Source organism: Micropruina sp. (genome assembly GCF_047602085.1).
GTDB lineage: Bacteria > Actinomycetota > Actinomycetes > Propionibacteriales > Propionibacteriaceae > Micropruina.
This window is the reverse complement of the sequence record NZ_JASGID010000005.1, coordinates 176,986-202,668: the sequence shown is the minus strand read 5'-3', so window position 1 is coordinate 202,668 and position 25,683 is coordinate 176,986. Positions and strand designations below refer to the sequence as shown.

Genomic DNA, 25,683 nt, shown 5'->3' with positions numbered 1-25,683 from the left:
AGATGGCAATCACTGCCGCTGATGTGAAGAAGCTCCGCGACGCCACCGGCGCGGGCATGATGGACGCCAAGAAGGCTCTCACCGAGGCCGAGGGTGACTTCGAGGCCGCCGTCGAAATCCTGCGGGTGACCGGCCAGGCCAAGATGGCCAAGCGGTCCGACCGCGAGGCCAGCAACGGCCTGGTCGCCGCCGCCGGCAAGAGCGTGATCCAGTTGGGCGCCGAAACCGACTTCGTGGCCAAGAACGCCGAGTTCGTGGCCCTGGCCGACGAGATTGCCCAGGCGGTCGAGAGCGCAGGGGCCAACGACGTGGCCGCCGCCAACGCAGTGGTGCTCGCGTCGGGCAAGACCGTCGGCGACACCGTGGCCGAGCTGGCCGCCAAGATCGGCGAGAAGCTCGAGGTGGCCAACGCCGCCAGCTATGACGGCGAGGTCAGCATCTACCTGCACAAGCGCAGCTCGGACCTGCCGCCGCAGGTGGGCGTGATGGTCGAGTACGACGGCGGCGACGAAGACTTCGTGCGCGGCATCGCCATGCAGATCGCCGCCATGTCGCCGCAGTACGTCACCCGCGAGGAGGTCCCGGCCGAGGTGCTCGACCACGAGCGGCACATCGCCGAGTTGACCGCGAAGGAAGAGGGCAAGCCCGACAAGATCATTCCCCGCATCGTCGAGGGCCGGCTGGGCGGCTTCTTCAAGGACGTGGTGCTGCTCGAGCAGGCCTCGGTGTCGGACGACAAGAAGACCGTCGGCCAGCTTCTGAAGGAGAACGGCGTCACCGTGAAGCGCTTCGTGCGTTTCTCGGCCGGAGCCTGACCACGCGCAATAGCAACTAGAGTGACGTGCGCCACGAGCATCGACTCGTGGCGCACGGCGCTATCAGCCCCGAGGAGACCCATGACCTATCACCGCATCATGCTCAAGCTGTCCGGCGAGATGTTCGGCGGCGTCCGCGGCATCGGCGTCGACCCCGACGTGGTGGCCAGCCTGGCCCGCCAGATCAAGGCGGTGGTCGACGAAGGCATTCAGGTGGCCGTGGTGATCGGTGGCGGCAACTTCTTTCGCGGCGCCGAGTTGTCGGAGCGCGGTATGGACCGCGACCGTGCCGACTACATGGGCATGCTGGGCACGGTGATGAATTGCCTGGCGCTGCAGGACTTCACCGAGAAGGCCGGGGTGCAGACCCGGGTGCAGAGCGCCATCGCCATGGGTCAGGTCGCCGAGCCCTATATTCCCCGGCGCGCGGAGCGGCACCTCGAGAAGGGCCGAGTGGTGATCTTCGGCGCCGGTTCGGGCATGCCGTACTTCTCCACCGACACCGTCGCGGCGCAGCGAGCGCTCGAGATCGGCGCGGACGTGCTGCTGATGGGCAAGCAGGGCACCGACGGGGTGTACGACTCAGACCCCAAGCACAACCCGAACGCCCAGCGCTTCGACGAACTGACCTACGACGACTACCTGGCCCGCAATCTCAAGGTGGCCGACGCCACCGCTATCAGCCTGGCGCGTGACAACAAGCTGCCGATGATCTTCTTCGACCTGGGGGTCGAGGGCAACATTCTGCGCGTGGTGCAGGGTGAGAAGATCGGTACCACCGTTCACCGCTGACCGAGCCCAACCACCGAAAGGAGCTCCAGATGATTCCCGACATCATCTCGGATGCCGAGAGCAAGATGAAGGGCGCGGTCGAGCACGCCCGTGAAGAGTTCGCGGCGATTCGTACCGGACGCGCCCACCCGGCCATGTTCAATCGGCTGCTGGTCGACTACTACGGTGCGCCCACGCCGCTACAGCAACTGGCCACCTTTCAGGTGCCCGAGGCCCGCACCGTGCTGATCAGCCCGTTCGACCGTTCGTCGATGGCCGGCATCGAGAAGGCGATCCGCGACTCCGACCTGGGCGTCAACCCCGCCAACGACGGCAACGTGATTCGTGTGGTGATGCCGCAACTGAGCGAGGAACGGCGTCGTGACTACGTCAAACTCGCCAAGGGCAAGGCAGAGGAGGGCCGGGTGTCGGTGCGTAACATCCGTCGTCACGCCAACGATGCGGTGCACAAGCTGGTGAAAGACAAAGAGATCGGCGAAGACGAGGCGCACGGCGCCGAGAAGACCCTCGACGTCGCCACCAAGAAGTACGTCGACAGCATTGACGAGCTGCTGAAGGCCAAGGAAGCCGAGCTGCTGGAGGTCTGATGGCAGCCGAGCAGCAGATGCCCGTCGAGCCGGCCGCCAGAAAATCACGCGCCGGCCGGGATCTGCCTGCCGCCATCGTGGTCGGGGTGACGCTCGCCGCCATCGTGGTGCTCGCCTTGGTGTTCTGGCACTGGGGTTTCGTGCTGGTGATCACCGCCATGCTCACCCTGGGCACGGTCGAAGTGCACGATGCGCTCAAGCGCATCGGCATGAACTCGGCGGTGTGGCCGATCGGCGCGGGAACCATCGCCGTGCTCTGCGGTTCGTATGCCGCCGCCACCGTGCCGGAAGGCTCCCTGCCGTGGCACTCGGTGCTGCTCGGGTTTCTGGGTGCCACGGTGCTGGCGGCCTTGATCTGGCGCATGCCGGGCGGCTCGGCCGGCTACGTGAAGGACGCGGCCGCCAGCATGTTTACCATCTGCTACATACCGCTGTTGGGCTCGTTCGGCGGGTTGATCCTGGCCGCGCCGAACGGCGCGGCGAAGATGGCGGTCATCCTGTTGATCGTAATGGGCACCGACACCGGCGGCTACGCCGTCGGCGCCCGGCTCGGCAAGCACCCGATGGCGCCGCAGATCAGCCCGAAGAAGACCTGGGAGGGCTTGGCCGGCTCGGTGGGCCTGGCCAGCGCCGTTGCCGTGCCGCTGACCGTGTGGTGGCTGGGGTCGAGCTGGTGGGTCGGGCTGCTGCTGGCCCTGTGCATCGTGGCAGCCGGCACCTGTGGCGACCTGATCGAGTCACTGGTGAAACGTGACGTGGGTATCAAGGACATGTCGTCGTTCTTGCCTGGTCACGGCGGCATCATGGACCGGTTGGACTCGATTCTGGTGGCCGCCCCGGTGGCGTGGCTGATCATGTTCCTGCTGATTCCGAACTGAGAAGGCCATGACCGACGAGCAACTGCCTCGCGCCGACGCGCAACTGCCTGCCACCGACGAGCTGCGGCCCGACGAGGTGAGCGCCTACGCCGCCCTCGAAGACCGGGTGCGGGCCGGTGCCACGGTGCCGTTGACCCTGGCCCCGCAGCGGCGTGGCAAGCCGCCGCGGCACTGGCTCGACCTCAGCGTCGCCCAGCGCCGGGTCGCGGTGGACGACCTTGGCCTGCCGAAATTTCGCGCCGACCAGATCAGCCGGCACGTCTTCGAGGGGCTCGACCTGGACCCGGCCGGCTGGACCGACCTGCCGGCGTCCGATCGTGACCGGGTGGCAGCGGCGTTCCTGCCACGGCTGCTGACCAGTGTGCGTCCGCTCAGTTGCGACGGCGGCACCACGCTCAAGACGCTGTGGCGGCTGCACGACGGGTCGCTGATCGAATCGGTGCTGATGCGCTACGGCGTGCCCGGCGTGCGGGCGTCCGGCAAGGGGCGCAACCGGGCCACCCTGTGCATCAGTTCGCAGGCCGGTTGCGGTATGGCCTGCCCGTTCTGCGCCACCGGTCAGGGCGGCCTGCAGCGCAACCTGAGCGCCGCCGAGATTCTCGCCCAGGTGATTGCCGGGGCACGGACGCTGCGCGACGGGCTGATTCCGGGCGGGCAGGGCCGGGTGAACAACATCGTGTTCATGGGCATGGGTGAGCCGATGGCGAACTATTCGGCGATCATGGCGACGATTCGGGCGCTGACCGGACCCGGCCCGCACGGTCTGGGCATCAGCGCCCGCGGTATCACGGTGTCGACCGTCGGCCTGGTGCCGCGGATCAACCAACTGGCCGGCGAGGGGCTGCCGGTCACCCTGGCGGTCAGCCTGCACGCCCCCGACGACGAACTGCGCGACGAGTTGTGCCCGATCAATACGCGCTGGAACGTCGCCGAGCTGGTGGACGCCGCGCACGCCTACTTCGTGGCCACCAAACGCCGGGTCTCGATCGAGTACGCGCTGATCCGCGACGTGAACGATCAGCCTGAGCGTGCCGCCCGACTGGCCGATGTGCTGCGCCGTGACGGCGGGTACGGCTGGGTGCACGTCAACCTGATTCCGCTCAACCCGACCCCGGGATCGAAGTGGACCGCCTCACGGCGCCGCGACGAGCAGGCCTTTGTGCAGGTGCTGGAGCGGCGCGGTGTCGCCGTGACGGTACGCGACACCCGGGGGCGCGAGATCGACGGGGCGTGCGGCCAGTTGGCTGCGGCCGCTGCCGCCGGCTGACCCTCGCGGGTAGGGTGAAGCATGCGGTCGTTCGTCGAGGAGCAGGGTCAGGGTCTTGACTCCAGCCTCGTGGCCTGGCTGGTCGGCGGCATCGTCGCCGAACCCGATGCCGAGTTGCGCCGGGTGTTTACGCCGCTCACCGGTGAGTTGCTGGCGCAGGTGCCGCTGTCGAGGGTTTCAGACGTCGGGCTAGCCGTTCAGCAGGCCCGTCCGGCCCTGCGGGTGTGGGCCGGGCTGGGCCACCGTCGCCGAGCCGAGGTGGTGCTCGGTTTTCACGACCGGCTGCTGGCCGCGCGCGACCAGGTGCTCGACCTGATTCAGCTCGAAACCGGCAAGACCCGCGCCAACGCCTTCGAAGAGGTCGTCGAGGTGGCCAACGTGGCCCGCTACTACGCCCGCACCGCGGCTGCGCTGCTGGCCCCGCGCCGGGTGCGCGGAGTGATGCCGATGATCGCAACGGCCCGCGAACAGCGCCTGCCCCGGGGCGTGGTAGGCATCATCACGCCGTGGAATTACCCGTTCGCGCTGTCGCTGGGCGATGCGCTGGCCGCGCTGCTGGCCGGCAATGCCGTCGTGTTGCGGCCCGAACCACGCACCAGCCTGTCGGTGCTGTGGGGGTTGCGGCTGCTGATCGGGGCCGGGCTGCCGGCCGGGGTGCTGCAGGTGGTGGTGGGCGACGGTGACCTGATCGGCGATGCGGTAGCCCGGCGCACCGATTTCGTCTGTTTCACCGGCTCGACCGCCACCGGACGGCAGGTCGCCCAGGTGGCCGCGGAGCGCATGGTGGGTTGCTCGCTCGAACTGGGCGGCAAGAATGCCCTGTACGTGCGGGCCGACGCAGACCTCGACCTGGCCGTCGACGTTGCACTGCGCAGCTCGTTCGCCGGTGCCGGCCAGGTGTGCGTGCACACCGAGCGTCTGGTGCTGCACGAGGCTGTCGCGGACGCCTTCCTGGCCCGCTTCGTGCCAGCCGTCGAGGCGATGCGGCTGGGTGTGGCGCTTCGGTACGGCTACGACATGGGTTCGCTGTTCGGTGATGACCAGTTGCGCCGGGTGTGCGCGCACGTGGACGACGCCGTGCGGCACGGCGCCACCGTGCTGACCGGCGGCCGGCCGCGTCCGGACGTCGGGCCGTGGGTGTACGCGCCCACCGTGCTCGAGGGAGTGACGGCGGCGATGGACGTCCGCGACGCCGAGACCTTCGGCCCGGTGGTCAGCGTGTACCGGGTGAGCGACGACGAGGCGGCGGTACGGCTGATCAACGACTCCGACTACGGCCTGCACGCCGGTATCGTCAGCGCCGATCGCGCCGCGGCCCGGCAACTGGCCCCACGGCTGCACAGTGGAACGGTGAGCATCAACGAGACCTTTCTGGCCTCGTGGGGTGCGGTCGGCGCCGCGATGGGGGCGCGGGGGCACAGCGGCACCGGTGGACGGCATGGCGCCGAGGGCCTGCTCCGGTTCACCGTGCTGCAGAGCGTCGCTGAGCAGCGGGCCGGCTCGCTGGGGGTTGCTCGCGGCGCCCAGGAGCGCTTCGCCGGCCTGTTCTGTCGGGCTTTGGTCGCGTTGCGCCGGGCGCGGCTGCGCTGATCTTCCTCGAACGGGGATGCGGCACTAGCGTGGCGTCGCACGGTAAGGAGACCGGCATGCCACAGCAGGTGCCCCAGCCACACACCGACCGAATGACCCGCTTCGGGGGCGGGGCTGTCGTGGCGGGCGTCCGTCCCGGAACTGACCCGCTGGTCGCACTGACTGCCGCCGACCTCGCCCGCGCCACCCGGGGCAGGCTGTACGTCGCCTACGTCGACGAGCAGCGCTTGGTCGAACAGGAGTTTCCCGACGGCAGCGTTCGGCACGGCGAGGTCAACCCCGACTCCGACAACGAGGGCTGGCGGCGCACCGAGGCGCGACTACTCAGCGAACTCGGGGCACTGCTCAACCCGGGGCACGGGTGGGAGTTCCGGTACCTGGCCGGACGCCCTGATCGCGCGCTCACCCACCTCGCTCGGGCGGTGGACGCGGCGGTGATCGGGGTCGGCAACCGGGCCCCCGAACACAATGCCAAGGTGCGTGAGTTTCTCGACGGCACGTTGGCCCTGAAGCTGGCCCGGCACCAGCACCGTCCGGTGCTGGCGGTACCGCTGAGCGTGGTCGACTGGAAGGCGCCGATGCCGTGGGCCTGAGCGCACCCGGCCGGCTGCCCGGCCGGCGCACCGCCGTGGTGCTGATCGGCGGCACGATCGGCACCGCAGCTCGTGCCTCTCTCGAGGCCGCCTACCCGGCCCAGCCGGGGAGTTGGCCGTGGGCGACGTTCCTGATCAACCTGTCCGGCGCTTTCGTGCTCGGCGTGCTGCTCGAGACGCTCAGCCGGCGTGGCCCCGACACCGGGCTGCGGCACTACCTGCGGCTCGGACTGGGCACCGGCGTGCTGGGCGGCTACACCACCTACAGCACGTTCACGGTCGAGAGCGTCCGGCTGGTCGGCAACGGCGCGTTATTGGCCGGCCTCGGCTACGCGTTGGGCAGCGTGCTGCTCGGCCTGATCGCGACCCTGGCCGGCATGCTGCTGGCGGGGCGATTGGTTCCGAGGGCCCGGGCATGACCGCGTTGTTGGTGGCACTGGCGGGCGGGCTGGGGTCGGTGGCCCGGTTTCGGCTCGACGCCGCCATCGCCAGGCTGCACAGCCCGCGGATGCCGCTGGGCACGCTGGCCATCAACACGCTCGGCTCGCTGATTCTGGGGCTGCTCACCGGCTGGCTACTGTTCAGGTCGGGCCTGCCCGACTGGGTGGCGATCGCTGGCACGGGCTTTTGTGGTGGCTTCACCACCTTCAGTACCGCCTGTGCCGAGGGCGTCCGGCTGCTGCGGGCGGGGCGTCCGGTCGCGTGCCTGGTGCACGCCGGCGGCGGGCTGCTGGCCGGCCTGTCGGCGGCCGCGTTCGGCATCTGGCTGCTGGCGCTGTGACTACCGTCGAAACCCCTGGCGAGGGCGCTTCGTTTGAGCTCTCGACAGGCTCAACCGGCGAAAGATCAGTACTCCCCAGGGAACGCCGGCTAACCGCGGCTAACCGCTGGTCAGGCGCGTCGAGACTTCGAATAGGCGCCTTCGGCAAGGGGTCGTGTTCCTGGGTCGTGGTGCGGGCGCCGATGACGAGGTCGGTGCGCCTGCGGTCAGCGATCGACCAGCCGATCACTACGCGGGGAGTGCAGGTCGATGGTGGCCAGGTACCCCCATCCGGTCCGGGCCTTGAGGCTGGTGTGCGGCCCGCGATCCGGTGCAGGCTGGCAACTTCTTGTCTCGCACCGAACCGGCGCGCGCTGGGCAGTGGGGTGAGTGAGCACCGCCTGTAGCCTGGCTCGGTGCGTGACATCGTTCTACTGGGTAGCACCGGCTCGATCGGAACTCAGACCCTCGAGGTGATCGACGTCCATCGCGACCAGTTCCGGGTCGTCGGACTGTCGGCCGGTGGCGGCAATCTCGACCTACTGGTCGAGCAGGCGCAGGTCTTCGCTCCCGACGTGGTGGCAGTGCCCACACCGTCGGCCGCCGCCGCGCTGCATGGCCGGCTGCCGCGGCACACGGCGATCTGGTCGGGGCCGGACGCCTCGCAGCGACTGGCCGCACTGCCTTGCGACGTGGTGCTGAACGCCATCACCGGCGCCGCCGGCCTGGAGCCCACACTGGCCGCGCTGGCTGCGGGCAATTCGCTCGCGCTGGCCAACAAGGAGTCGCTGGTGATCGGCGGCGCACTGGTCACCTCGGCTGCGGCACCCGGGCAGATCATCGCCGTCGACTCCGAGCATTCGGCCTTCGCCCAGGCCCTGCGCGCCGGTCGCGCCGACGAGGTGCGCCGGCTGGTGCTCACCGCGTCCGGCGGGCCGTTTCGTGGACGGTCTCGGGCTGAGCTGGCTCACGTAACCCCGGAGCAGGCGCTGGCCCACCCCACCTGGAATATGGGCCGGACCATCACGATCAACTCGTCCACCCTGATCAACAAGGGCCTCGAGTTGCTCGAAGCGGCGCTGCTGTACGGGGTGAGTCTCGACGCCATCGAGGTGGTGGTGCACCCGAGCTCCGACGTGCATTCCATGGTGGAGTTTCACGACGGCTCGACCATCGCCCAGTGCTCGCCGCCCGATATGAAGCTGCCGATCGCGCTGGCGCTGAACTGGCCCGAGCGGCTGCCGGGCGTGTGTCGTGGGTTCGACTGGAGCCGGCCGATCACCTGGAGTTTCGAGCCGCTCGACTCCGAGGCGTTCCCCGCTGTCGAACTGGCTCGCCGCTGCGGCCACGCCGGTGGCACCGCGCCCGCGGTGTACAACGCTGCCAACGAGGTCTGCGTCGACGCCTTCTGCGCGGGCCGGCTGAGCTTTCTCGGGATCGTCGACACCGTCGCAGCCGTGGTCGACGAGCATCTGGCCGGCGCCGCTGCCGCCGTGCTCAGCGTCGAGGTGGTGCTGGCCGCCGATGCCTGGGCTCGACGGCGGGCCGCTGAACTGATCGGGGGAGCGGCATGAACATCCTGGTCACCGTGATCTTCGCGGTGTTGTTCTTCGGGTTCATCCTGCTGTCGATCGCCCTGCACGAGATCGGCCACATGCTGCCGGCCAAGCTGTTCGGCGTGCGGGTGCCGCAGTACTTCGTGGGTTTTGGGCCTACCTTGTGGTCAACCCGCCGGGGTGAGACCGAGTATGGCGTCAAGTGGATTCCGCTGGGCGGGTTCGTCCGGCTGCTCGGCATGTATCCGCCGGCCCAGCCGCGCGGTGGGCCGGGCAACCGGTTGACCCGGTTCGCCGACGGGGCCCGTGCCTATGAGTGGCACGAGATCACCCCCGACGATGTCGCGAACCAGCGGCTGTTCTACCAGAAGAAGACCTGGCAGAAGCTGATCGTGATGGCCGGCGGGCCGATGATGAACGTGCTGATCGCTTTCGCGATCTTCTGGGCGATTCTCGGCTTGCACGGAAGCTGGCAGGCCCAGACCACGGTGGCTGCCGTGCAGCAGTGCATCGTGCGCGAGAACCAGGCGCCCGACACCTCGTGCGCCACCCCCGACACGCCGGCGGCGAAGTCGGGCATTCAGCCCGGCGACACGGTGGTTGCCTTCAATGGCGTGCCGATCACCGACTACGCCCAGTTGCAGGGCCTGATTCGGGCCAACCTGGACGGCCCGGCACAACTGGTCGTCGACCGTGGCGGGCAGCGGGTGGAGTTGACCGAAGTGCACACTGTGATCAGCGGCGTGTCCGACAACCTCGACCCCGGCAAGCGCATCGCAGCGGGCTGGTTCGGCATCACCCCGACCACGGCGCTGGTGCGCGGCGGGCCGGTCGAGACTGTGCAGCAGATGTGGACGATGACCGCCCAGAGCGTGGTGGCGATCGCCCAGTTTCCGGTGAAGGTCTACAACGTGGTGGCCGACCTGGTGCAGGGCAAGCCGCGCGACATCTACGGGCCGCTGAGTATCGTCGGGGCCAGCCGGGCGGCCGGTGAGGTGGCGGCCAGTGACGCGATCACGGTGCCCGACAAGCTGGTGCTGTTCGGCTCGCTGCTGGGTGCGGTGAACCTGTTCCTGGCCGTGTTCAACTTCGTGCCGCTGCCGCCGCTGGACGGCGGGCACATCGCCGGCGCGCTGTGGGAGGCGGCCCGGAGCGGCTGGGCGAAGTTGTTCCGGCACCCCGACCCGGGGCATTTCGACACCGCGAAGCTGCTGCCCGTGGCCTACGCGGTGATGGGCTTCTTGATCCTCAGCGGCGGGGCCCTGATCGTGGCCGACATCGTCAGCCCGATGCAACTGTTCTGACATCGCGTGTTCTGGCATCCCGTGTTCTGACATCGCGTCATGCACGCACGGCCTCGACCGCCGACTCGGGTAGGCCCACATTGCCCCCATGCCCACTGGTCGCGTCGGCGTTCCAGCATTGCCGCAGGCATTCCAACTCTCGCGATTCGTTACTGTGGCAGCCCGACCCGAACGAAGACGGAATTGGCGCCGCTGAAGGCGTCCGCGTCGAGTCCAGGCAGGGTTTCTTCGTTCTGGCGGCTGGTCGTCGGGGCCGACCGGGCACTCGGGCTGCCAGACTGCTTCCCATGCGTCGCATCGTCCAGTCGAAGAAATTGCAGCACGTCCGCTATGACGTGCGAGGGCCCATTCTGGTGGAGGCTCAGCGGCTGGAGGCCGAGGGTCACAAGATTCTCAAGCTGAACATCGGCAACACCGCGCCGTTCGGCTTCGAGGCACCCGAGGCGATCGTGGCCGACATCGGCCATCACCTGCCGCATTCGCAAGGCTATTCCGACTCGCGCGGCATCTACTCGGCGCGCACCGCGGTGGCGCAGTACTACCAATCGAAGGGGCTCACCCACACCACGGTCGACGACGTGTACATCGGCAACGGTGTCTCGGAGCTGATCATGTTGGTGCTGCAGACCTTCATCGACGACGGCAACGAGATTCTGGTGCCCGCCCCCGACTACCCGTTGTGGACGGGCGCGGTCACGCTGTGTGGCGGCGTTCCGGTGCACTACCTGTGCGATGAGGCCAACGGCTGGAACCCCGATCTGGCCGAGATCGAGGCCAAGATCACCGAGCGCACCCACGCCCTGGTGATCATCAACCCGAACAACCCCACCGGCGCGGTGTACAGCAAAGAGACGGTGCGCGGGCTGATCGACATCGCGCGGCGCCATGACCTGGTGGTGATGGCCGACGAGATCTACGAGAAGATCATCTTCGACGACGCGGTGCACCACCACGCGGCGAGCTTCGCCGGGGAGGACGTGCTGTGCCTCACCTTCTCGGGGCTGTCGAAGGCGTACCGGGTGTGCGGCTACCGCGCCGGCTGGGTGATGATCTCGGGCCCGCGGCACCTGGCCGAGGACTTTCTCGAAGGGCTCACCCTGCTGGCGAATATGCGCATGTGCTCGAACGTGCCCGCCCAGCACGCCATTCAGACCGCACTCGGCGGCTACCAGTCGATCACCGAGCTGATCGTGCCGGGCGGACGCTTCTACGACCAGTCCAAGCTGGCCGCCAAGCTATTGAACGAGATTCCGGGGGTGAGCTGCGTGGAGCCGATGGGTGCGCTGTACTGCTTCCCACGGCTCGACCCGGCGGTGTACCCGATCGAAAACGACGAGGCGTTCGTGATCGACCTGCTGCGCAGCAAGAAATTGCTGGTCACCCACGGCACCGGCTTCAACTGGCCCACCCCCGACCACTTCCGGCTGGTCACCCTGCCCGACGAGGCTGTGCTCACCGAGGCGATCGGACGGATCGCCGAACACCTGGCCACGCAGCGGGGCTGAGCCGTCCTCGCCGGTGGGGGTGCCCGAGAGCTGAATCGCGAGCGGGTCTCGGAGAGCTTCACCAGCGGGGGATCGCCGGGCTGGGCCAACCGCGAGGTCGCGACGCCGGGCTTCGTCCGGTGCAAGCCGCGACAGCACGGCACGAGTAGGCTGTCTGGCGGCGGTCGTCCGGGCCGCGCACGCGTTCACGAACGAGGAGTCCATGACCGTCAACCTCGGCATGCCAACCGCGCCGCCGCCCGTGCTGGCGCCCCGCCGGCCCACCCGGCAGATCAAGGTCGGCAAGGTGCTCGTGGGCGGTGACGCGCCGGTCTCGGTGCAGTCGATGACCACCACCAAAACCACCGATATCAACGGCACCCTGCAGCAGATCGCCGAGCTGACCGCTACCGGTTGCGACATCGTGCGCGTCGCGGTGCCCAGCCAGGACGACGCCGACGTGCTGTTCATCATCGCCAAGAAGAGCCAGATCCCGGTCATCGCCGACATTCATTTCCAGCCCAAGTACGTGTTCGCCGCGATCGACGCCGGCTGTGCCGCCGTCCGGGTCAACCCAGGCAACATCCGCCAGTTCGACGACCAGGTGAAGCAGATCGCACAGGCGGCCTCCGACGCCGGGGTGTCGATTCGGATCGGCGTCAACGCCGGCTCGCTCGACAAGCGGCTGCTGGCCAAGCACGGCGCCCCGACGCCCGAGGCGCTGGTCGAATCGGCGCTGTGGGAGGCGTCGCTGTTCGAGGAGCACGGCTTCCGTGATTTCAAGATCTCGGTGAAGCACCACGACCCGGTCGTGATGGTGCGCGCCTACGAGATGCTGTCCGAGGCCTGCGACTACCCGCTGCATCTGGGCGTCACCGAGGCCGGCCCCAGCTTTCAGGGCACGATCAAGTCGGCGGTCGCGTTCGGGGCGCTGCTCGGCAAAGGCATCGGCGACACCATCCGGGTATCGCTGTCGGCTCCACCGGCCAAAGAGGTCAAGGTCGGCATCAAGATCCTCGAATCGCTCAACCTGCGGCCGCGCCAGCTCGAGATCGTTTCGTGCCCCTCGTGCGGACGCGCTCAGGTCGACGTCTACACGCTGGCCGAAGAGGTCACCAAGGGCCTGGAGGGCCTGCAGGTGCCGCTGCGGGTCGCCGTCATGGGGTGCGTCGTCAACGGCCCGGGTGAGGCCCGCGAGGCCGACCTGGGCGTGGCGTCCGGTAACGGCAAGGGCCAGATCTTCGTCAAGGGCAAGGTGATCAAGACGGTGCCCGAAGACCAGATCGTCGAGACCCTGATCGCCGAGGCCAACCGGCTCGCCGAACAGGCTCCCGAGGGGTCGCCGGAGGGCGCCCCCATGGTCTCGGTTAGCTGAGCCGGCCCCTTCATGCGCGCGCGGTCATTGGGCACGCGCGACGCGCCGTTGGTGCGCAGCCTGCTGGCTGCCGACCCGGTGGCCAACGTCTTCGTGAGTTCACGGGTCGAGGTCGGGCTGCTGTGGCCGGGGTCGCCGGCCACGCTGTTCGGGTGGCCGGCCGAGAATCCGCGGCACCTGCTGCATGCTGGATCAAACCTGGCCCCGGTGTTCGGCCCGTGCGACGAGGGTGAGCGAGAGGCCGCGATCGCGGCCTTCGCCGACGCGCTCGGGCCGCAACGGCTGTGCCAGGCGATCGTCGGCGAGTCGGGCGTCGCGCTGGGCCTGCACCGGCAGTTGCGCCGCCGCAGCCGCAGTTACGCCGTCGAGCGAGAGGTCCGGCCGCGGCAGCCGCTGATGCTCACGCGCGCCGTGCCGTCGGAGCTGCCGGACGCGCCGGTCCGACAGATCGGCATGGCCGAGTTCGACTCGTACTTCGCTGCGGCCGTGGCCATGTACACCGAAGAGGTCGGCGTCGACCCGCTCGCCGGCGGGGGACGGGCCGGCTACCGCACCCACTGCCAGACCACCGTGCAGTCGGGACGGGCCTGGGGCATCGTCACCGACGGGCAGGTGGTGTTCAAGGCCGACGTGGGGATCAGTTGTGGCGAGATCGCCCAGGTGCAGGGGGTGTGGCTGGCGCCGCACCTGCGCGGCCAGGGCCTGGCGGCGGCGGCCATGGGCGCGGCGACCCGCCGGATTCTCGAATCGCACCGGGTGGTGTCGTTGTACGTCAACGACTTCAACACCCGGGCCGTCCGCACCTATCTGCGCACCGGCTTTACCGTGGCCGGCGAGTTCGCCACTGTGCTGTACTGAGCGCGTGCAGTCACCCTCAGCCGACGAGTGGACGACGCCCCATCTTGATGCCAGTGCCCTGCTGGTGATCGATATGCAGGCCGACTTTCTCGACGGCGGTGCTGCCCCGATCTCGGGCAGCAGCGCGGTGCTGCCCACCCTGACCGGACTGGTGTCGGGCTTCCGCGCCGCCGGGCTCCCGATCTTTCATGTCGTGCGGTTGTACGCCGGCAGCGACGTCGACCTGGTGCGCCGCGCAGCCGTCCTGGCCGGTCGCGGCCCGGTCGCGCCCGGCAGTGCGGGCGCCGAGGTGCCCGCCGAACTGCTCGGTGGCGCGGCACCGCTCGATGTCGAGACCCTGCTCGCAGGCGCCGCACAGCCGGTCGGCGCACGCGAATGGCTGCTCTGGAAGCCGCGGTGGAGCGCCTTTCACCGCACCGACCTCGACGCGCGGCTGCGCCGGCTTGGCGTCGACACCGTCGTGGTGGCCGGCTGTAATCTGCCGAACTGCCCGCGGGCGACGATTCTGGACGCCACAGCTTTGGACTACCGCGTGGTGATGGTCTCTGACGCCCTGTCGCGGGTCAGCGGGGAGCGGTGGCAAGATCTGCTGGGGGTCGGCGCCGTGGGCGCCAGCGCGTCCGAACTGCTCGCCGAGCTGGCCGCGCCGCGGTCTGAGTGTCGAATCGATCCTGGAGGACGACCGTGACGCACGACCACCTGCGCTGGGGGCTGCTCGGGGCCGGCGGCATCGCCGGCGTGTTCGCCCAGAACCTGCTCGCCGAGGGGTTCACCGTGCAGGCGGTCGCGGCCCGCGACGGGGCCAAGGCGCAGGCATTCGCCGACCGGTTCGGCATCGCGACCGCGCACGAGGGCTACGAGGCGCTGGTCGCCGACCCCGAGGTCGACGCCGTCTACGTGAACACCACCCACAACTTTCATGCCGAACACGCCCTGCTGGCCATCGAGGCCGGCAAGCCGGTGCTGGTCGAGAAGGCGTTCACCGTCACCGCCGCCGAGGCCCGCCGAGTTGCTGAGGCCGCTCGCGCCGCCGGGGTGTTCGTGCTGGAGGCGATGTGGACCCGCTTTCTGCCGTCCACCGATTTCGTCCGGCAGCGGATCGCCGACGGGTCGCTGGGCGAGGTGCGCGCGGTGATCACCGACCACAGCCAGAAGCTGAACCCCGACGCGCAGGGGCGGCTGTTCAACCCTGAGCTCGCCGGCGGGGCGTTGCTCGACCTGGGGGTGTACAACGTGTCGTTCGCGCTTGACCTGCTGGGCCGCCCGTCCGACATCGTGGCGCGCGGGTCGCTGACCGACACCGGGGTCGACGCCGAGGTGTCGATGATGCTCACCCATGGCGCCGCCCGCTGCGACGGCTACACCACCATGCTGAGCGCGGGGCCGAGTCGCGGCGCGGTGATCGGCACCGAGGGCTACCTCGAACTCGAGGGCGCCTTCTACAACTGGACCACCGTGCGCCGCTACACCGGCCGGCGCGACCTGGTCGAGACCTTCGAGCCGCAGCGCACCTCCCGAGGCATGCACTTTCAGGCGCTCGAATTTGAGCGCTGCGTGCGCGAGGGGCTGGCCGAGAGCCCGCGGCTGACGCTCGACGACTCGATCGCGGTGATGCAGGTGCTCGACGAGTTGCGCCGTCAGGTGGGTGCGGTGTTGCCGCAAGATCAAGAGAATCGCTGACGAAGCACTGATCACTACGCCCACCGCTGGGTGAGCTTGTCGAAACTCCTAGCCACAGCGGCATATCAGAGGGCACGACTTGTTCGACCAGTGATTTCGCGCTCCGTTTGCCGGTGTGGCACGGCACATCGTTTCGGCGTCGGGGCGAGGTGCGGAATGTGGTATTTCTGCGGGTGGTGACTATTGCTGGCATCGCTGCGTTGCAAAAGTCGCCTGCACTGCCGGCGAACGCCGCGGCGCTGCCCAGGCCGCTGGTCGGACCACCCGCACGCCGAATGACGCCCGTGACCGGCGCACCCGTACAATTCGGCGAGGGGGAAGGAAGGTACCTGTGAGCCACGAAGGATCACTCCCGGGCAGCGACCCGACATCACAGCCGCAGCAACCGCCGGTCAACTCGAATAATCAGCAGGGCGCCTCGTGGCAGGGCGGCCCGGCGTACCCACCGGCCGGCGAGCGACCTGTCGAACCGGGCCCGGCCGCGCAGCAACCCCCAGGTTGGACGCCCCAGCAACCCCCAGGTTGGCCGCCTCAGCAGCCCGCCAATCCGGGCTGGGCGCAGGCTCAGCCGACGCCTCCCGAGGGTCAGCCGTGGTCTCAAGGTCAGCCGTGGTCTCAGGGTCAGCCGCCCGCGTGGGGCGGCGGTTCGCAAGCGGGCTACTCAGGCCAGTCTGCGTTCGGCCAGCCGGGTTACAGTGCCCAACCCCAGCCTGGGGGTCAGCCGCCCTACGGGCAGCACCCGGCCCAGCCTCCGCAGTACGGGCAGCACCCGGGCCACGGGGCTCCGCAGCAGCCGTGGGGGTATCAGCCGGCCCCGAACCAGCCGCGCAAGACCAACAAAGCGTTGATCGGCGTGGTCGGCGGCGTGGTCGGCGTGGTGCTGATCGGCGGCACGATCGTCGCGGTGCAACAGAACCAGTCGACCACGCGGCAGCCCGGCGGGTCGTCCACGGTCAACGTGCCCGGCCCCTCCGTGTCCACCCAGAAGGCCTCTGACCTGGTCACGGCCTACCTGCGGGCACTCGGCAGCGGTGACGCCGCCACGGCGTTGAGCCTGGCCGCAGCCGCACCGAGCGACACGACCCTGCTGACCAACTCGGTGCTGGCGACGTCGACGGCAGGCAAGCTCGCCGACATCTCGGTACCCGAGGTGACCGATCAGAACGCCACCACCGTGTCGGCCAGCTACACCCTGGGCGGTAAGCCGGTTCGGGCCACCTTCGCGGTGAAGAACGTCGGCGGCCAGTTCCGTCTCACCCAGATCGCCTCGGAGGTGGACCTGTCGTCGCTGTCGGAGGTGGCCGTGACCGTGGCCGGGCTGCGGCCGGGCGCTGACGTGGTGCAGTTGTTCCCCGGGGTCTATCCGGTGAAGCCGGTCAACAAGTTCTACGCGCTGAGCACGTCGAGCGTCAGAGTTGCCGACCTCGGTGACGTCACCGCGCCGTCGGCAAAGCTGTCGCTCAGCTCGTCGGGCAAGTCGGCACTGATCAGTGCGACCAAGAAGAAGTACTCCTGGTGCCTGAAGCAGAACTCGGTCAAGCCGTCCGGGTGCGGTTTCGCGGTGCGCATTCCCACCGGCGTCAAGTTGCGTACCAGCACGATCAGTTGGACCACCCGAAGCGGCGCGAAGTGGGCCGCGATGAAGCCGAAGCTGATCTCGGCCAACCTCATCGAGGCGAAGGCGCCGGCCAAGGTGCACTTCTACGCCAGGGACGCCCGGGTCTCCAGTCGGTACTGGTACAAAGACGTCTCGATCGTGGGCGTGCAGGCCCTGATCAGTGGGTCGAAGATCACCGTCACCCTCTACTGAGCGGCGGTCGGTTGCGTTGATCGCCGCTTCCCAGAAATCGGCGCGTGGAGAAATACCGAATTCCGCGCTCAGTTCGTCACAGTCACCTACTGAAACGTCTCGGCTCCGGATCGAGCGCGGAAATCGGTATTTCTCCAGTTTTTCATCAGCCGGCCGCGATGGTGCGCCCCGACACAACCGGCCCGGTGACTCGATCGGGACAGGGCCACTAGGCTGGCCCCTGCTCGTCCTTCCAGAGAGGCACCCACGCTGTGATCACCCGTCTGTCCACGCTGTTCGTCCGCACCCTGCGTGAGGATCCGGCCGACGCCGAGGTCGCCAGCCACCGCTGGCTGGTGCGCGCCGGCTACATTCGGCGCGCCGCCCCGGGCATCTACAGTTGGCTGCCGCTGGGGCTGAAGGTGCTGGCCAAGGTCGAGCGCATCGTGCGCGAAGAGATGGACGCCATCGGCGCCCAAGAGGTGCGCTTCCCGGCGCTGCTGCCTCGCGAGCCCTACGAGGCGACGAACCGGTGGACCGAGTACGGCCCCAGCCTGTTTCGGCTGAAGGACCGCAAGGGAGGCGACTACCTGCTGGGCCCCACCCACGAAGAGATGTTCACCCTGCTGGTGAAAGACCTGTACAGCTCGTACAAAGACCTGCCGCTCAGCCTGTACCAGATTCAGACCAAGTACCGCGACGAGGCCCGGCCGCGGGCCGGCATTCTGCGCGGCCGTGAGTTCGTGATGAAAGACAGCTACTCGTTCGACGTCGACGACGCCGGGTTGCGGGCCTCGTACCACAAGCACCGCGACGCCTACATCGCGATCATGAACCGGCTCGGGCTCGAGTTCGTGATCGTCAAGGCCACCTCGGGGGCCATGGGCGGCTCGGCCTCGGAGGAGTTCCTGGCGTTGGCAGATTCCGGCGAAGACACCTTCGTGCGCTCGCCGGGCGGCTACGCGGCCAACGTCGAGGCGGTCACCGTGGTGCCGCCCGAGCCGCTCAACTTCAGCGACGCGGCTGCTCCGCGGCGCATTCCCACCCCCGACACGCCCACCATCGCCACCCTGGTCGACCGTGTGAACGCCGAGTACCCGCGGGCGGATCGTCCGTGGACCGGCGCCGACACACTGAAGAATGTGGTGTTCATGCTGCAGCACCCTGACGGCAAGCGGACGCCATTGGCGATCGGCCTGCCCGGTGACCGCGACGTGGACGTCAAGCGCCTGGAGGCCGCGGTCTCGCCAGCCGAGCCGCAGCCGTTCGGCGACGACGACTTCGCCGCGAACCCGGTGCTGAAGAAGGGCTACATCGGCCCGGAGGTGCTGGGGGAGAAGTCGGCATCGGGCGTGCTCTACCTGGTCGACCCCCGGGTGGTCACCGGCACCCGCTGGGTGACCGGGGCCAACCAGGTGGACACTCACGTGATCGATCTCGTGGCCGGACGCGACTTCACCCCCGACGGGGTGATCGACGTCGCCGAGGTGCGCGCCGGCGACCCCGCCCCGGACGGCTCCGGCCCGCTCAGCCTGGCCCGCGGCATTGAGATGGGTCATATCTTTCAGCTCGGCCGCAAGTACGCCGAGGCGCTGGGCCTGAAGGTTCTCGACGCCAACGGCAAGCTGGTCACCGTCACGATGGGCTCCTACGGTGTGGGCGTGTCGCGCGCGGTGGCTGCCGTTGCCGAGGCTCGCGCCGACCAGCGCGGGCTGGTCTGGCCGCGCGAACTGGCCCCCTTCGACGTGCAGATCGTGCCGACCGGCAAGGACGGCGCGGTGGTCGACTACGCCGAAAGGCTGGCGCTGGAGCTGTCGGCGGCCGGCATCGACGTGCTGCTCGACGATCGCAAGGCCAGCCCCGGGGTGAAGTTCACCGACGCCGAGATCCTGGGCGTGCCCACCGCGGTGGTGGTCGGACGCGGCCTGGCCGACGGGCTGATCGAGGTGCGCGACCGGGCCAGCGGCGAGCGCACCGAGCTGAACGCCGAGGGTGCCGCCGACGAACTGATCGCCCTGCTGAAGCCGTGATCGGGACGGTCACGGACACCGTCCGGCCGCTCGGTGCCCTGGCGGGTTCCCGCCCGCGATGATCACCGGCCTGGAACTGCCGCTGCTCACCCTGGCGCTGCTGGTGGCGGCGTCCTTCGTTGCCGGCTGGGTCGACGCGGTGGTGGGCGGTGGGGGACTGATCCAGTTGCCCGCGTTGCTGATCGGGCTGCCGTCCGACACCCCGGTGGCCACCATCGCGGGCACCAACAAGATCCCGTCGTTGGTGGGCACGCTGACCGCGGGCGCCACCTACCTGCGCAGCATCAGGGTGGACTGGGGCCTGGCCTGGCCGCTGCTGCTGATGGCCGCCGCGGGCTCGTGGACCGGGGCCCAGCTCACCCACTTCCTGCCCCGGCAGCACTTCACGCCGCTGGTGCTGTTCGCGGTGGTCAGCGTCGGGCTCTACACCTGGCGCACGCCGCACCTGGGGCTGCACAGCGCGGTGAAGCACACCGGAAACGACGCGCGGCTGCGGATGGCCGCCATCGGCCTGGTCGTCGGAGCCTGGGACGGCTTCATCGGCCCGGGCACCGGCACCTTCTTCGTGATCGCGCTGGTGTCGGTGATCGGGCACGACTTTCTGGCCTCCAGCGCGCTGGCCAAGCTGGCGAACCTGACCACGAACGCGTCCGCGATCGTGGCGTTCGCGATTACCGGCAACCTGCTGTGGGGGCTGGGGCTGGCGATGGGTGTGGCGAACCTGACCGGTGGCTTTCTGGGCGCCCGGACGGCGCTGACCAGGGGTAACGGCTTCGTCCGCCAGGTGTTTCTGATGGTGGTCGGCGCGCTGGCGCTGAAGCTCGCCTGGGACACCTGGGTGAGCTACGTCGGGTGACTTGTCGCGTCCTCATCGCGCGAGCAGGTAGCTCATGCCATGATGCGGCAATGACGGCGTTGGAGCTGATCTCGGCCATCGTGGCCGTGATCTGCGCCGGATTGCTGAGCGTCGCCGTCGTTCTGCGTCGACGACTCGCAGACGCGCGAGCCGAAGCCGAGCAGTTGCGCGAACTGGTCCGCAGCCGGTTGGAGCGCCCGCACGTGTTCTCACATGAGGTGCGCACGCCGCTCACGCTCATTCAGGGGGCGGCCGAATTGCTGGCTGACGAGGCGCCCGGCCCGCTCAACGAGCGGCAGCGCGAGTTCGTCACCACCATCGGGTCGAATGCCGGCCGGGTAATCGGGCTGGCCGAGGACATGCTCACCGAGGCGCGGCTCGACTCGCCCCTGTTCAACATGCACGTCGAACGCATCGACCTGAGGCAACTGGTGCGCACGACCGTCCGCGACGCCCGGCGGGTGCACCGGGTACCGATCAGGATGAACAACACCGGGGCGCCCCTGGTGCTGCATGGCGACCGGCAACTGATCGGCCAGGCGCTGTGGAATCTGGTCAACAACTCGTGCCGGCACGCCGGCGCCGACGCGACGATCACGGTGTCGGCCACCCGGGGGGAGGGGGAGGGGATCCTGGCCGTCAGCGACGACGGCGGTGGAATGACAGCGGACGAGCGCCGTGAGCTGTTCACCCCCTTCGTCCGAAGTGCCGAGAGCGGCGGCTCGGGGCTCGGCATGATGATCACCGAGCGGATCATCGAGCAGCACCGTGGGCGGCTGCTGGTCGACAGCATTCCGGGCCGGGGCACCACCGTGTTCGTGACGCTGCCGCTGGACGCCCTGCACCCGTGGCGCGAATCCGTCGCCGCGGTCGACGCCCCGGAGCTGTCGCGGACGTTGCCATGAGCGCCCGCCCGCTGCGCGTGCTCGTGGTCGATGACGAAGCCCAGATGGTCAGCATCGTCAGTTTCGCCCTCGAGGCCCAAGGTTTCGAACCGCACGCCGCGCGCAACGCCGAGGTGGCCTGGAAACTGTTCAACACCGAACCTTTCGATCTCGTCGTGCTCGATGTCATGCTGCCCGGGGCCTCGGGGGTGCAACTGTGCGAACGCATCCGCTCGCGCTCCGACGTGCCGGTCATGCTACTCACCGCGCGAGGTGACGAGGACGACCGGCTCAAGGGGCTGTTGGCAGGTGCGGACGACTACGTCACCAAACCCTTCTCGCCGCGTGAACTGGGGTTGCGGGCCGCTGCGATCGTGCGCCGCACGCAGGGTCGGACGGCCGACTCCGCCGACCTGGTCCGGGGGCCGTTGGTGATCGACCAGTGGCGCCGCACCGCACGGCTGCACGGTCGTCCGCTGGCGCTCAGCGACGCCGAGTGGCGGCTGCTGGTCGCGCTGGCCCGACGAGCCGGTGAACCCACCGACTGGCGCACGCTGCTCAACGAGGTGTGGCACACCGCCGAGCTGGCGGGCGGTCGCGACATGGTGAAGACCGCGGTCTATCGGTTGCGGCACGCACTGGGCGACGATGGCGAGGGACTGATCGTGACGGTGCGCGGCACCGGCTATCTGCTGGTGAACCACGAGTCCGATGCCACCCCGTCGGCGTAGGGTGCGCAGCCTGCTGGCACTGGTGCTGTACCTCAGCCTCGTGGCGGGCAGCCTTGCGGCACTGCTCAGCACAGCCGGGGATCGGTCGATCACGGTGCTGTGCTCGTCGATCGAACAGTTGTGCCGTGACTGGGCGAACGGGTTCAGCGCCCGCACGGGCATCGAGGTGACGATGATCCGGCTGTCGACCGGTGAGGCGCTGACCCGGTTGAGCACCACCGAGGGGCGCCGCGAGTTCGACGTGTGGCACGGCGGGCCTGCCGACAGCTACGTGCTGGCGGCCCAGCGCGGGCTGCTCGCCCCCTATCGGTCACCCGAGGCCGACGCCGTCCCGGAGAGGTACCGCGATCCCGACAGCCACTGGACGGGGGTCTACCTCGGCGTCCTCGGATTCTGCTCCGACACCCGCGCGCTGCAGCGTCTCGGTGCCCGCTTACCTTCGTCGTGGGAGGACCTGCTGCAGCCGGCGCTCTCCAGGCAGGTGTCGGCGCCCAACCCGCTTCGTTCGGGCACCGGTTACACCCTGGTGTTCACCCAGCGCGTCCGGCTCGGATCCGATCAGGCAGCGCTCGACTTCTTGACCCGCCTGGACGCCAATGTGCTGCAGTACACGGCCTCGGGGCTCGCCCCGGCGGGTATCGCCGCGCGCGGTGAGGCGGCCGTCGGAATCGGCTTCACCCAGCACTGCACCGCCGCCATCGACGGCGGAAACAGCCATCTGGTGATCAGCTACCCGGCCGACGGCACGGGGTACGAGGTGGGGTCGGTGGCGGTGCTCGCCGGAACCGACGACGCCGAGGCGGCTCACCGCTATGTGGACTACGCCGTCTCGCGCGAGGGCCAGTTGGCCGGCGGCGGGGCCTGGGCGGCGCAGTTGCCGACGCGCGCCGACGTGCCCGCTGACCCACGGCTCGGAGCGGACGCCGTGCTGCTGGAGTACACGCCGCAGCAGGCCGCACAGGCGCGCGAGCAACTGCTGGAGCGCTTCGGCGAGGAACTGCTGCGATGATCGGGCCGGGTGCACGATGGCTGGCTTGGACGGTGTTCGCGGTGCCGGCTGCGATCGTGGGGCTGGGCTGGCTGGTGCCTGTGCTGTCCGAGTCGGGCTGGGCCGCTCTGGCCAACCTGCTCACCACCCAGTCCGGCCTGGTGCGCAACACCATGGCCTACGGTGTCGCTACCGCGGTCTGCGGCACCGCGTTCGGCTGGATGTTCGCCCACCTGCTGCACACCTACCGGGTGCGCGCACATCGTGTTCTGCGGGTCGCCTGCGTCGCGCCGCTGATGCTGCCCTCGTTCACCTTCGCGATGGCGCTGATCACCCTGTTCGGGCACAACGGGCTGGTGACCGCCCGGTTGCTGCCCGGCCTGGAGGTATACGGCTTCGGCGGGTTGGTGGTGGCGGGCACCCTGTCTCGTTTCCCGATCGCCTACCTGGCCCTGTCGTGGGCCTACCGGCGGCTCGACCCCGAGGCGCTGGAGGCGGCCCGCCAACTGAACGCGTCGCCCTACCGCATCGCCATGGCGGTGATGGTTCCGCGGTTGCTGCCGGCCGCCTTGTCGAGCCTGCTGTTTCTGCTCGGCGACGCCATTGCCGACGTGGCGATCCCGCTGGTCATCGGTGGCGACCACCCGACGCTGGGCACCCGGATCTACGAGGCCGTCGCCGTCGAGGCCGACCCGGCCGCCGCCGGGGCGGCCGCGCTGGTGCTGGTGGTTCCCGCGGCGGCGCTGTGGCTGGGGGCGTCCCGGCTGAGCGATCGGACGACCGACCACAGTGGCGCCGGGCAAAGGCTGCGGCGTCCGCCGGACCTGGTGGGCCGGCTGCTGCTGGGCTGCGCCTGGGTTGTGGCGGGCGGCGTCCTGATTCTGCTGGCCGCCATCGTGGCCGGCGCGCTGGTCAGCACCTCGGGGGCGTTCACGCTCGACCATCTGGGCCGGGTGCTGGCCGGCGATCAGCAGCGTGGTCTAGCCATGAGCCTGCTGGTGGCCCTGACGGCGGCCCCGTTGGTGACGTTGCTGGCGTTCGCGATCGTGCTTGCGGCCACCGGGCAACCCAGACGGCTGCGCCGGGCGCGCCGTGTGCTGACGGCCGTCTCGACGCTGCCGCCGGCGGTGCTCGGCCTCGGCGCCTACCTGACGATGGCCATGGTGCTGCCGGTGCTGCTCGGGAGGGGGCTCTCGATCGCGCTGCTGCCGTGGCTGGCCGTCGGTGCCGTGCTCACCGTGCATCTGGCGAGGTTCGTGCCACGCCGGGCCTTGCCGGCGCTGCTGGCGGTGGAGTCGCTGGGCTCGCAGGCGCAGGACACCGCGACCCTGCTGGGGGCACGGCGGCGCGACGTCGCGCGGCAGTTGATCTGGCCCCGGGTGCGGCCCGAGCTGGCCGGGGGATCGCTGGCCACCTTCGCCGATGTCTTGACCGCGGTGTCGTCGGTGATTCTGCTGACCAGCTCTCAGGTGCCGCTGCTGCCGGTCGGTGTGCTCGCCGATATTGATGCCGGACGCCTCGGCGACGCGTCCGCAGCCACCGTAACGCTGGCCCTCGCAGTGCTGGCGGTGACCGGACTGCACGCGTTGTGGCAGCGGGACTGGGTGCGTCGGACGCCCGACGTCGTCACGGCCGGAAGGGTGCCCCAGTGAGCGACTCTGCGGTTCTTCGGGTGGCGGGCCTGGTCAAGGCCTTCGGTGCACGCAGGGTGCTGCATGCCATCGACCTGACGATCCGCGAGCCGGAGCTGGTCTGCGTGCTGGGTCCGTCCGGCAGTGGTAAGACGACGCTATTGCGCTGCATTGCGGGCCTGGAGCCGGCCGCCGGCCAGATCGAGGTGGCCGGGGTCGCCGTCCACCCCGGGGACCGGCCGCGCTCGGCGATGGTGTTCCAGCGCGACGTGCTGTTCCCCGAGCTCACGGTTGCACAGAACATCGGCTTCGGTCTGCGGGCCGCCGAGCTGGAGCCGGAGTTGGCCGCGGACGCCGTCGCCGCCACCGTGCTGCAACTGGGTCTGTCCGGGCTTGAGGATCGCTACCCCGATGAGCTCTCGGGAGGACAGCAGCGCCGGGTGGTGCTGGCCCGGGCGCTGGTGCTGCGGCGTCCGCTGTTGCTGCTCGATGAGCCGCTGGCCGGCCTCGACGAAGCGCTCGCCGCGGAGGGGGCGCAACTGATCCGGGCCACACAGCGCCGGCTCGGGGTGGCCATGGTCCTGGTCACGCATGATCAGTCGGCCGCATTGGCGATGGCCGATCGGATCGTGGTGCTGCACAACGGACGGATCGCCCAGCAGGGCCCGCCGCGGCAGGTGTTCGACCGCCCCGACTCGGCGTTCGTCGCCCAGTTCATCGGACGCTCGGCCTTTCTCGAGGCCGTTGTCGACCGGGTCAGGGCTAGTGCGGACGGGCCGGTGGCCCGGGTCGGCCTGCTGGGCGCCGTGGTCGACCTGCCGGCGCACCCGAAGGTGCTGCCGGGCCCGGCGATCGTGTTGGTACGGCCGCACGCCCTGACCGCCCGGGTCGCTGAGGTGACCGCGGAGCCGTGGGCCGAGCCGATCGGTAACCTCGGCGTCGTCGAACAGGTGCGCTACCTGGGCGAACGCATGGAGTACTCGGTCGAGACCGAGCACGGCAGCGTGATCGCCACCGGCGACCTGGACGAGCCGCCGCTGCGCGTCAATCAGGTGGCCACGCTCACCCTGACCGCATCCCGGGCGTGGGTGCTGCCGGCGCCGTGACGTCCTGAGGCCTGCCCCGGGCGGGTGGCTCGCGCCCGACCGAGGTAACCGAACCGTTACCGAGTGTGACCCACGCTCACGTAGCGCGGCCGCGTTCGGGGTTGTGATGGAGACACCCCGACTGTCACC

Annotated in this window: 24 protein-coding genes; all 24 read left to right on the top strand. The window is 69.4% G+C overall.

All coding sequences use genetic code 11. The annotated features are described in order from the left end of the window. Positions 1-2: 2 nt before the first annotated feature. Positions 3-815 carry a translation elongation factor Ts gene (tsf, locus tag QM721_RS09830; RefSeq protein WP_415121421.1) on the top strand — a complete coding sequence of 271 codons (813 nt, stop codon included), beginning with the start codon at positions 3-5 and terminating at the stop codon, positions 813-815. A gap of 81 nt (positions 816-896) precedes the next feature. Continuing rightward, the gene (gene pyrH, locus QM721_RS09825) at positions 897-1,607 is read left to right on the top strand and encodes a UMP kinase (protein ID WP_415121419.1); all 711 of its coding nucleotides are present in this window, start codon (positions 897-899) and stop codon (positions 1,605-1,607) included. Positions 1,608-1,639: 32 nt separating this feature from the next. After that, a complete protein-coding gene (gene frr / locus QM721_RS09820; RefSeq protein ID WP_415122073.1) occupies positions 1,640-2,194 on the top strand; it encodes a ribosome recycling factor in 555 nt (184 codons plus the stop codon). After that, a complete protein-coding gene (locus tag QM721_RS09815; protein WP_415121417.1) occupies positions 2,194-3,072 on the top strand; it encodes a phosphatidate cytidylyltransferase in 879 nt (292 codons plus the stop codon). The genes frr and QM721_RS09815 overlap by 1 nt, the downstream gene beginning before the upstream one ends. Positions 3,073-3,079: 7 nt before the next feature. Then, positions 3,080-4,339 carry a 23S rRNA (adenine(2503)-C(2))-methyltransferase RlmN gene (gene rlmN, locus QM721_RS09810; protein WP_415121415.1) on the top strand — a complete coding sequence of 420 codons (1,260 nt, stop codon included), beginning with the start codon at positions 3,080-3,082 and terminating at the stop codon, positions 4,337-4,339. Positions 4,340-4,360: 21 nt separating this feature from the next. Further along, positions 4,361-5,929 (top strand): succinic semialdehyde dehydrogenase, encoded by a 1,569-nt coding sequence (locus tag QM721_RS09805; protein WP_415121413.1) that lies wholly within the window; start codon positions 4,361-4,363, stop codon positions 5,927-5,929. Positions 5,930-5,985: 56 nt separating this feature from the next. Continuing rightward, positions 5,986-6,522, top strand: coding sequence for a universal stress protein (locus tag QM721_RS09800; RefSeq protein ID WP_415121411.1), 537 nt, complete (start codon positions 5,986-5,988; stop codon positions 6,520-6,522). After that, positions 6,513-6,941 (top strand): fluoride efflux transporter FluC, encoded by a 429-nt coding sequence (locus tag QM721_RS09795; protein WP_415121409.1) that lies wholly within the window; start codon positions 6,513-6,515, stop codon positions 6,939-6,941. Before QM721_RS09800 ends, QM721_RS09795 begins: the two co-directional genes overlap by 10 nt. Continuing rightward, the gene (locus QM721_RS09790; protein WP_415121407.1) at positions 6,938-7,303 is read left to right on the top strand and encodes a fluoride efflux transporter FluC; all 366 of its coding nucleotides are present in this window, start codon (positions 6,938-6,940) and stop codon (positions 7,301-7,303) included. The genes QM721_RS09795 and QM721_RS09790 overlap by 4 nt, the downstream gene beginning before the upstream one ends. Positions 7,304-7,698: 395 nt before the next feature. Further along, positions 7,699-8,856 carry a 1-deoxy-D-xylulose-5-phosphate reductoisomerase gene (gene dxr / locus QM721_RS09785; RefSeq protein ID WP_415121405.1) on the top strand — a complete coding sequence of 386 codons (1,158 nt, stop codon included), beginning with the start codon at positions 7,699-7,701 and terminating at the stop codon, positions 8,854-8,856. Beyond that, positions 8,853-10,142 carry a M50 family metallopeptidase gene (locus QM721_RS09780; protein WP_415121403.1) on the top strand — a complete coding sequence of 430 codons (1,290 nt, stop codon included), beginning with the start codon at positions 8,853-8,855 and terminating at the stop codon, positions 10,140-10,142. Before dxr ends, QM721_RS09780 begins: the two co-directional genes overlap by 4 nt. A gap of 287 nt (positions 10,143-10,429) precedes the next feature. Further along, positions 10,430-11,647, top strand: a complete 1,218-nt coding sequence (locus QM721_RS09775; RefSeq protein WP_415121401.1) for a pyridoxal phosphate-dependent aminotransferase — start codon at positions 10,430-10,432, stop codon at positions 11,645-11,647. A 202-nt stretch (positions 11,648-11,849) separates the two neighbouring features. Beyond that, positions 11,850-13,001: a flavodoxin-dependent (E)-4-hydroxy-3-methylbut-2-enyl-diphosphate synthase gene (gene ispG, locus QM721_RS09770; protein WP_415121399.1), complete on the top strand. Its 1,152-nt coding sequence runs from the start codon at positions 11,850-11,852 to the stop codon at positions 12,999-13,001. Positions 13,002-13,013: 12 nt separating this feature from the next. Further along, positions 13,014-13,859, top strand: a complete 846-nt coding sequence (locus QM721_RS09765; protein WP_415121397.1) for a GNAT family N-acetyltransferase — start codon at positions 13,014-13,016, stop codon at positions 13,857-13,859. A gap of 4 nt (positions 13,860-13,863) precedes the next feature. Beyond that, on the top strand, positions 13,864-14,547 hold the full coding sequence (locus QM721_RS09760) for an isochorismatase family cysteine hydrolase (protein WP_415121395.1): 684 nt from the start codon (positions 13,864-13,866) through the stop codon (positions 14,545-14,547). After that, positions 14,544-15,539: a Gfo/Idh/MocA family protein gene (locus QM721_RS09755; RefSeq protein WP_415121393.1), complete on the top strand. Its 996-nt coding sequence runs from the start codon at positions 14,544-14,546 to the stop codon at positions 15,537-15,539. Before QM721_RS09760 ends, QM721_RS09755 begins: the two co-directional genes overlap by 4 nt. Positions 15,540-16,383: 844 nt before the next feature. Next, positions 16,384-17,349, top strand: coding sequence for a hypothetical protein (locus tag QM721_RS09750; RefSeq protein ID WP_415121391.1), 966 nt, complete (start codon positions 16,384-16,386; stop codon positions 17,347-17,349). A gap of 251 nt (positions 17,350-17,600) precedes the next feature. Then, entirely contained in the window at positions 17,601-19,358 is a 1,758-nt protein-coding gene (locus QM721_RS09745) for a proline--tRNA ligase (RefSeq protein ID WP_415121389.1), read from the top strand. A 58-nt stretch (positions 19,359-19,416) separates the two neighbouring features. Then, positions 19,417-20,214, top strand: coding sequence for a sulfite exporter TauE/SafE family protein (locus QM721_RS09740; protein WP_415121387.1), 798 nt, complete (start codon positions 19,417-19,419; stop codon positions 20,212-20,214). 50 nt (positions 20,215-20,264) lie between these two features. Continuing rightward, a complete protein-coding gene (locus QM721_RS09735; protein WP_415121385.1) occupies positions 20,265-21,119 on the top strand; it encodes a sensor histidine kinase in 855 nt (284 codons plus the stop codon). After that, a complete protein-coding gene (locus QM721_RS09730) occupies positions 21,116-21,829 on the top strand; it encodes a response regulator transcription factor (protein ID WP_415121383.1) in 714 nt (237 codons plus the stop codon). Before QM721_RS09735 ends, QM721_RS09730 begins: the two co-directional genes overlap by 4 nt. Next, the gene (locus QM721_RS09725; protein WP_415121381.1) at positions 21,810-22,838 is read left to right on the top strand and encodes an ABC transporter substrate-binding protein; all 1,029 of its coding nucleotides are present in this window, start codon (positions 21,810-21,812) and stop codon (positions 22,836-22,838) included. Before QM721_RS09730 ends, QM721_RS09725 begins: the two co-directional genes overlap by 20 nt. Further along, entirely contained in the window at positions 22,835-24,469 is a 1,635-nt protein-coding gene (locus QM721_RS09720; RefSeq protein WP_415121379.1) for an ABC transporter permease, read from the top strand. Before QM721_RS09725 ends, QM721_RS09720 begins: the two co-directional genes overlap by 4 nt. Next, a complete protein-coding gene (locus QM721_RS09715) occupies positions 24,466-25,554 on the top strand; it encodes an ABC transporter ATP-binding protein (RefSeq protein ID WP_415121377.1) in 1,089 nt (362 codons plus the stop codon). Before QM721_RS09720 ends, QM721_RS09715 begins: the two co-directional genes overlap by 4 nt. Positions 25,555-25,683: the final 129 nt, after the last annotated feature.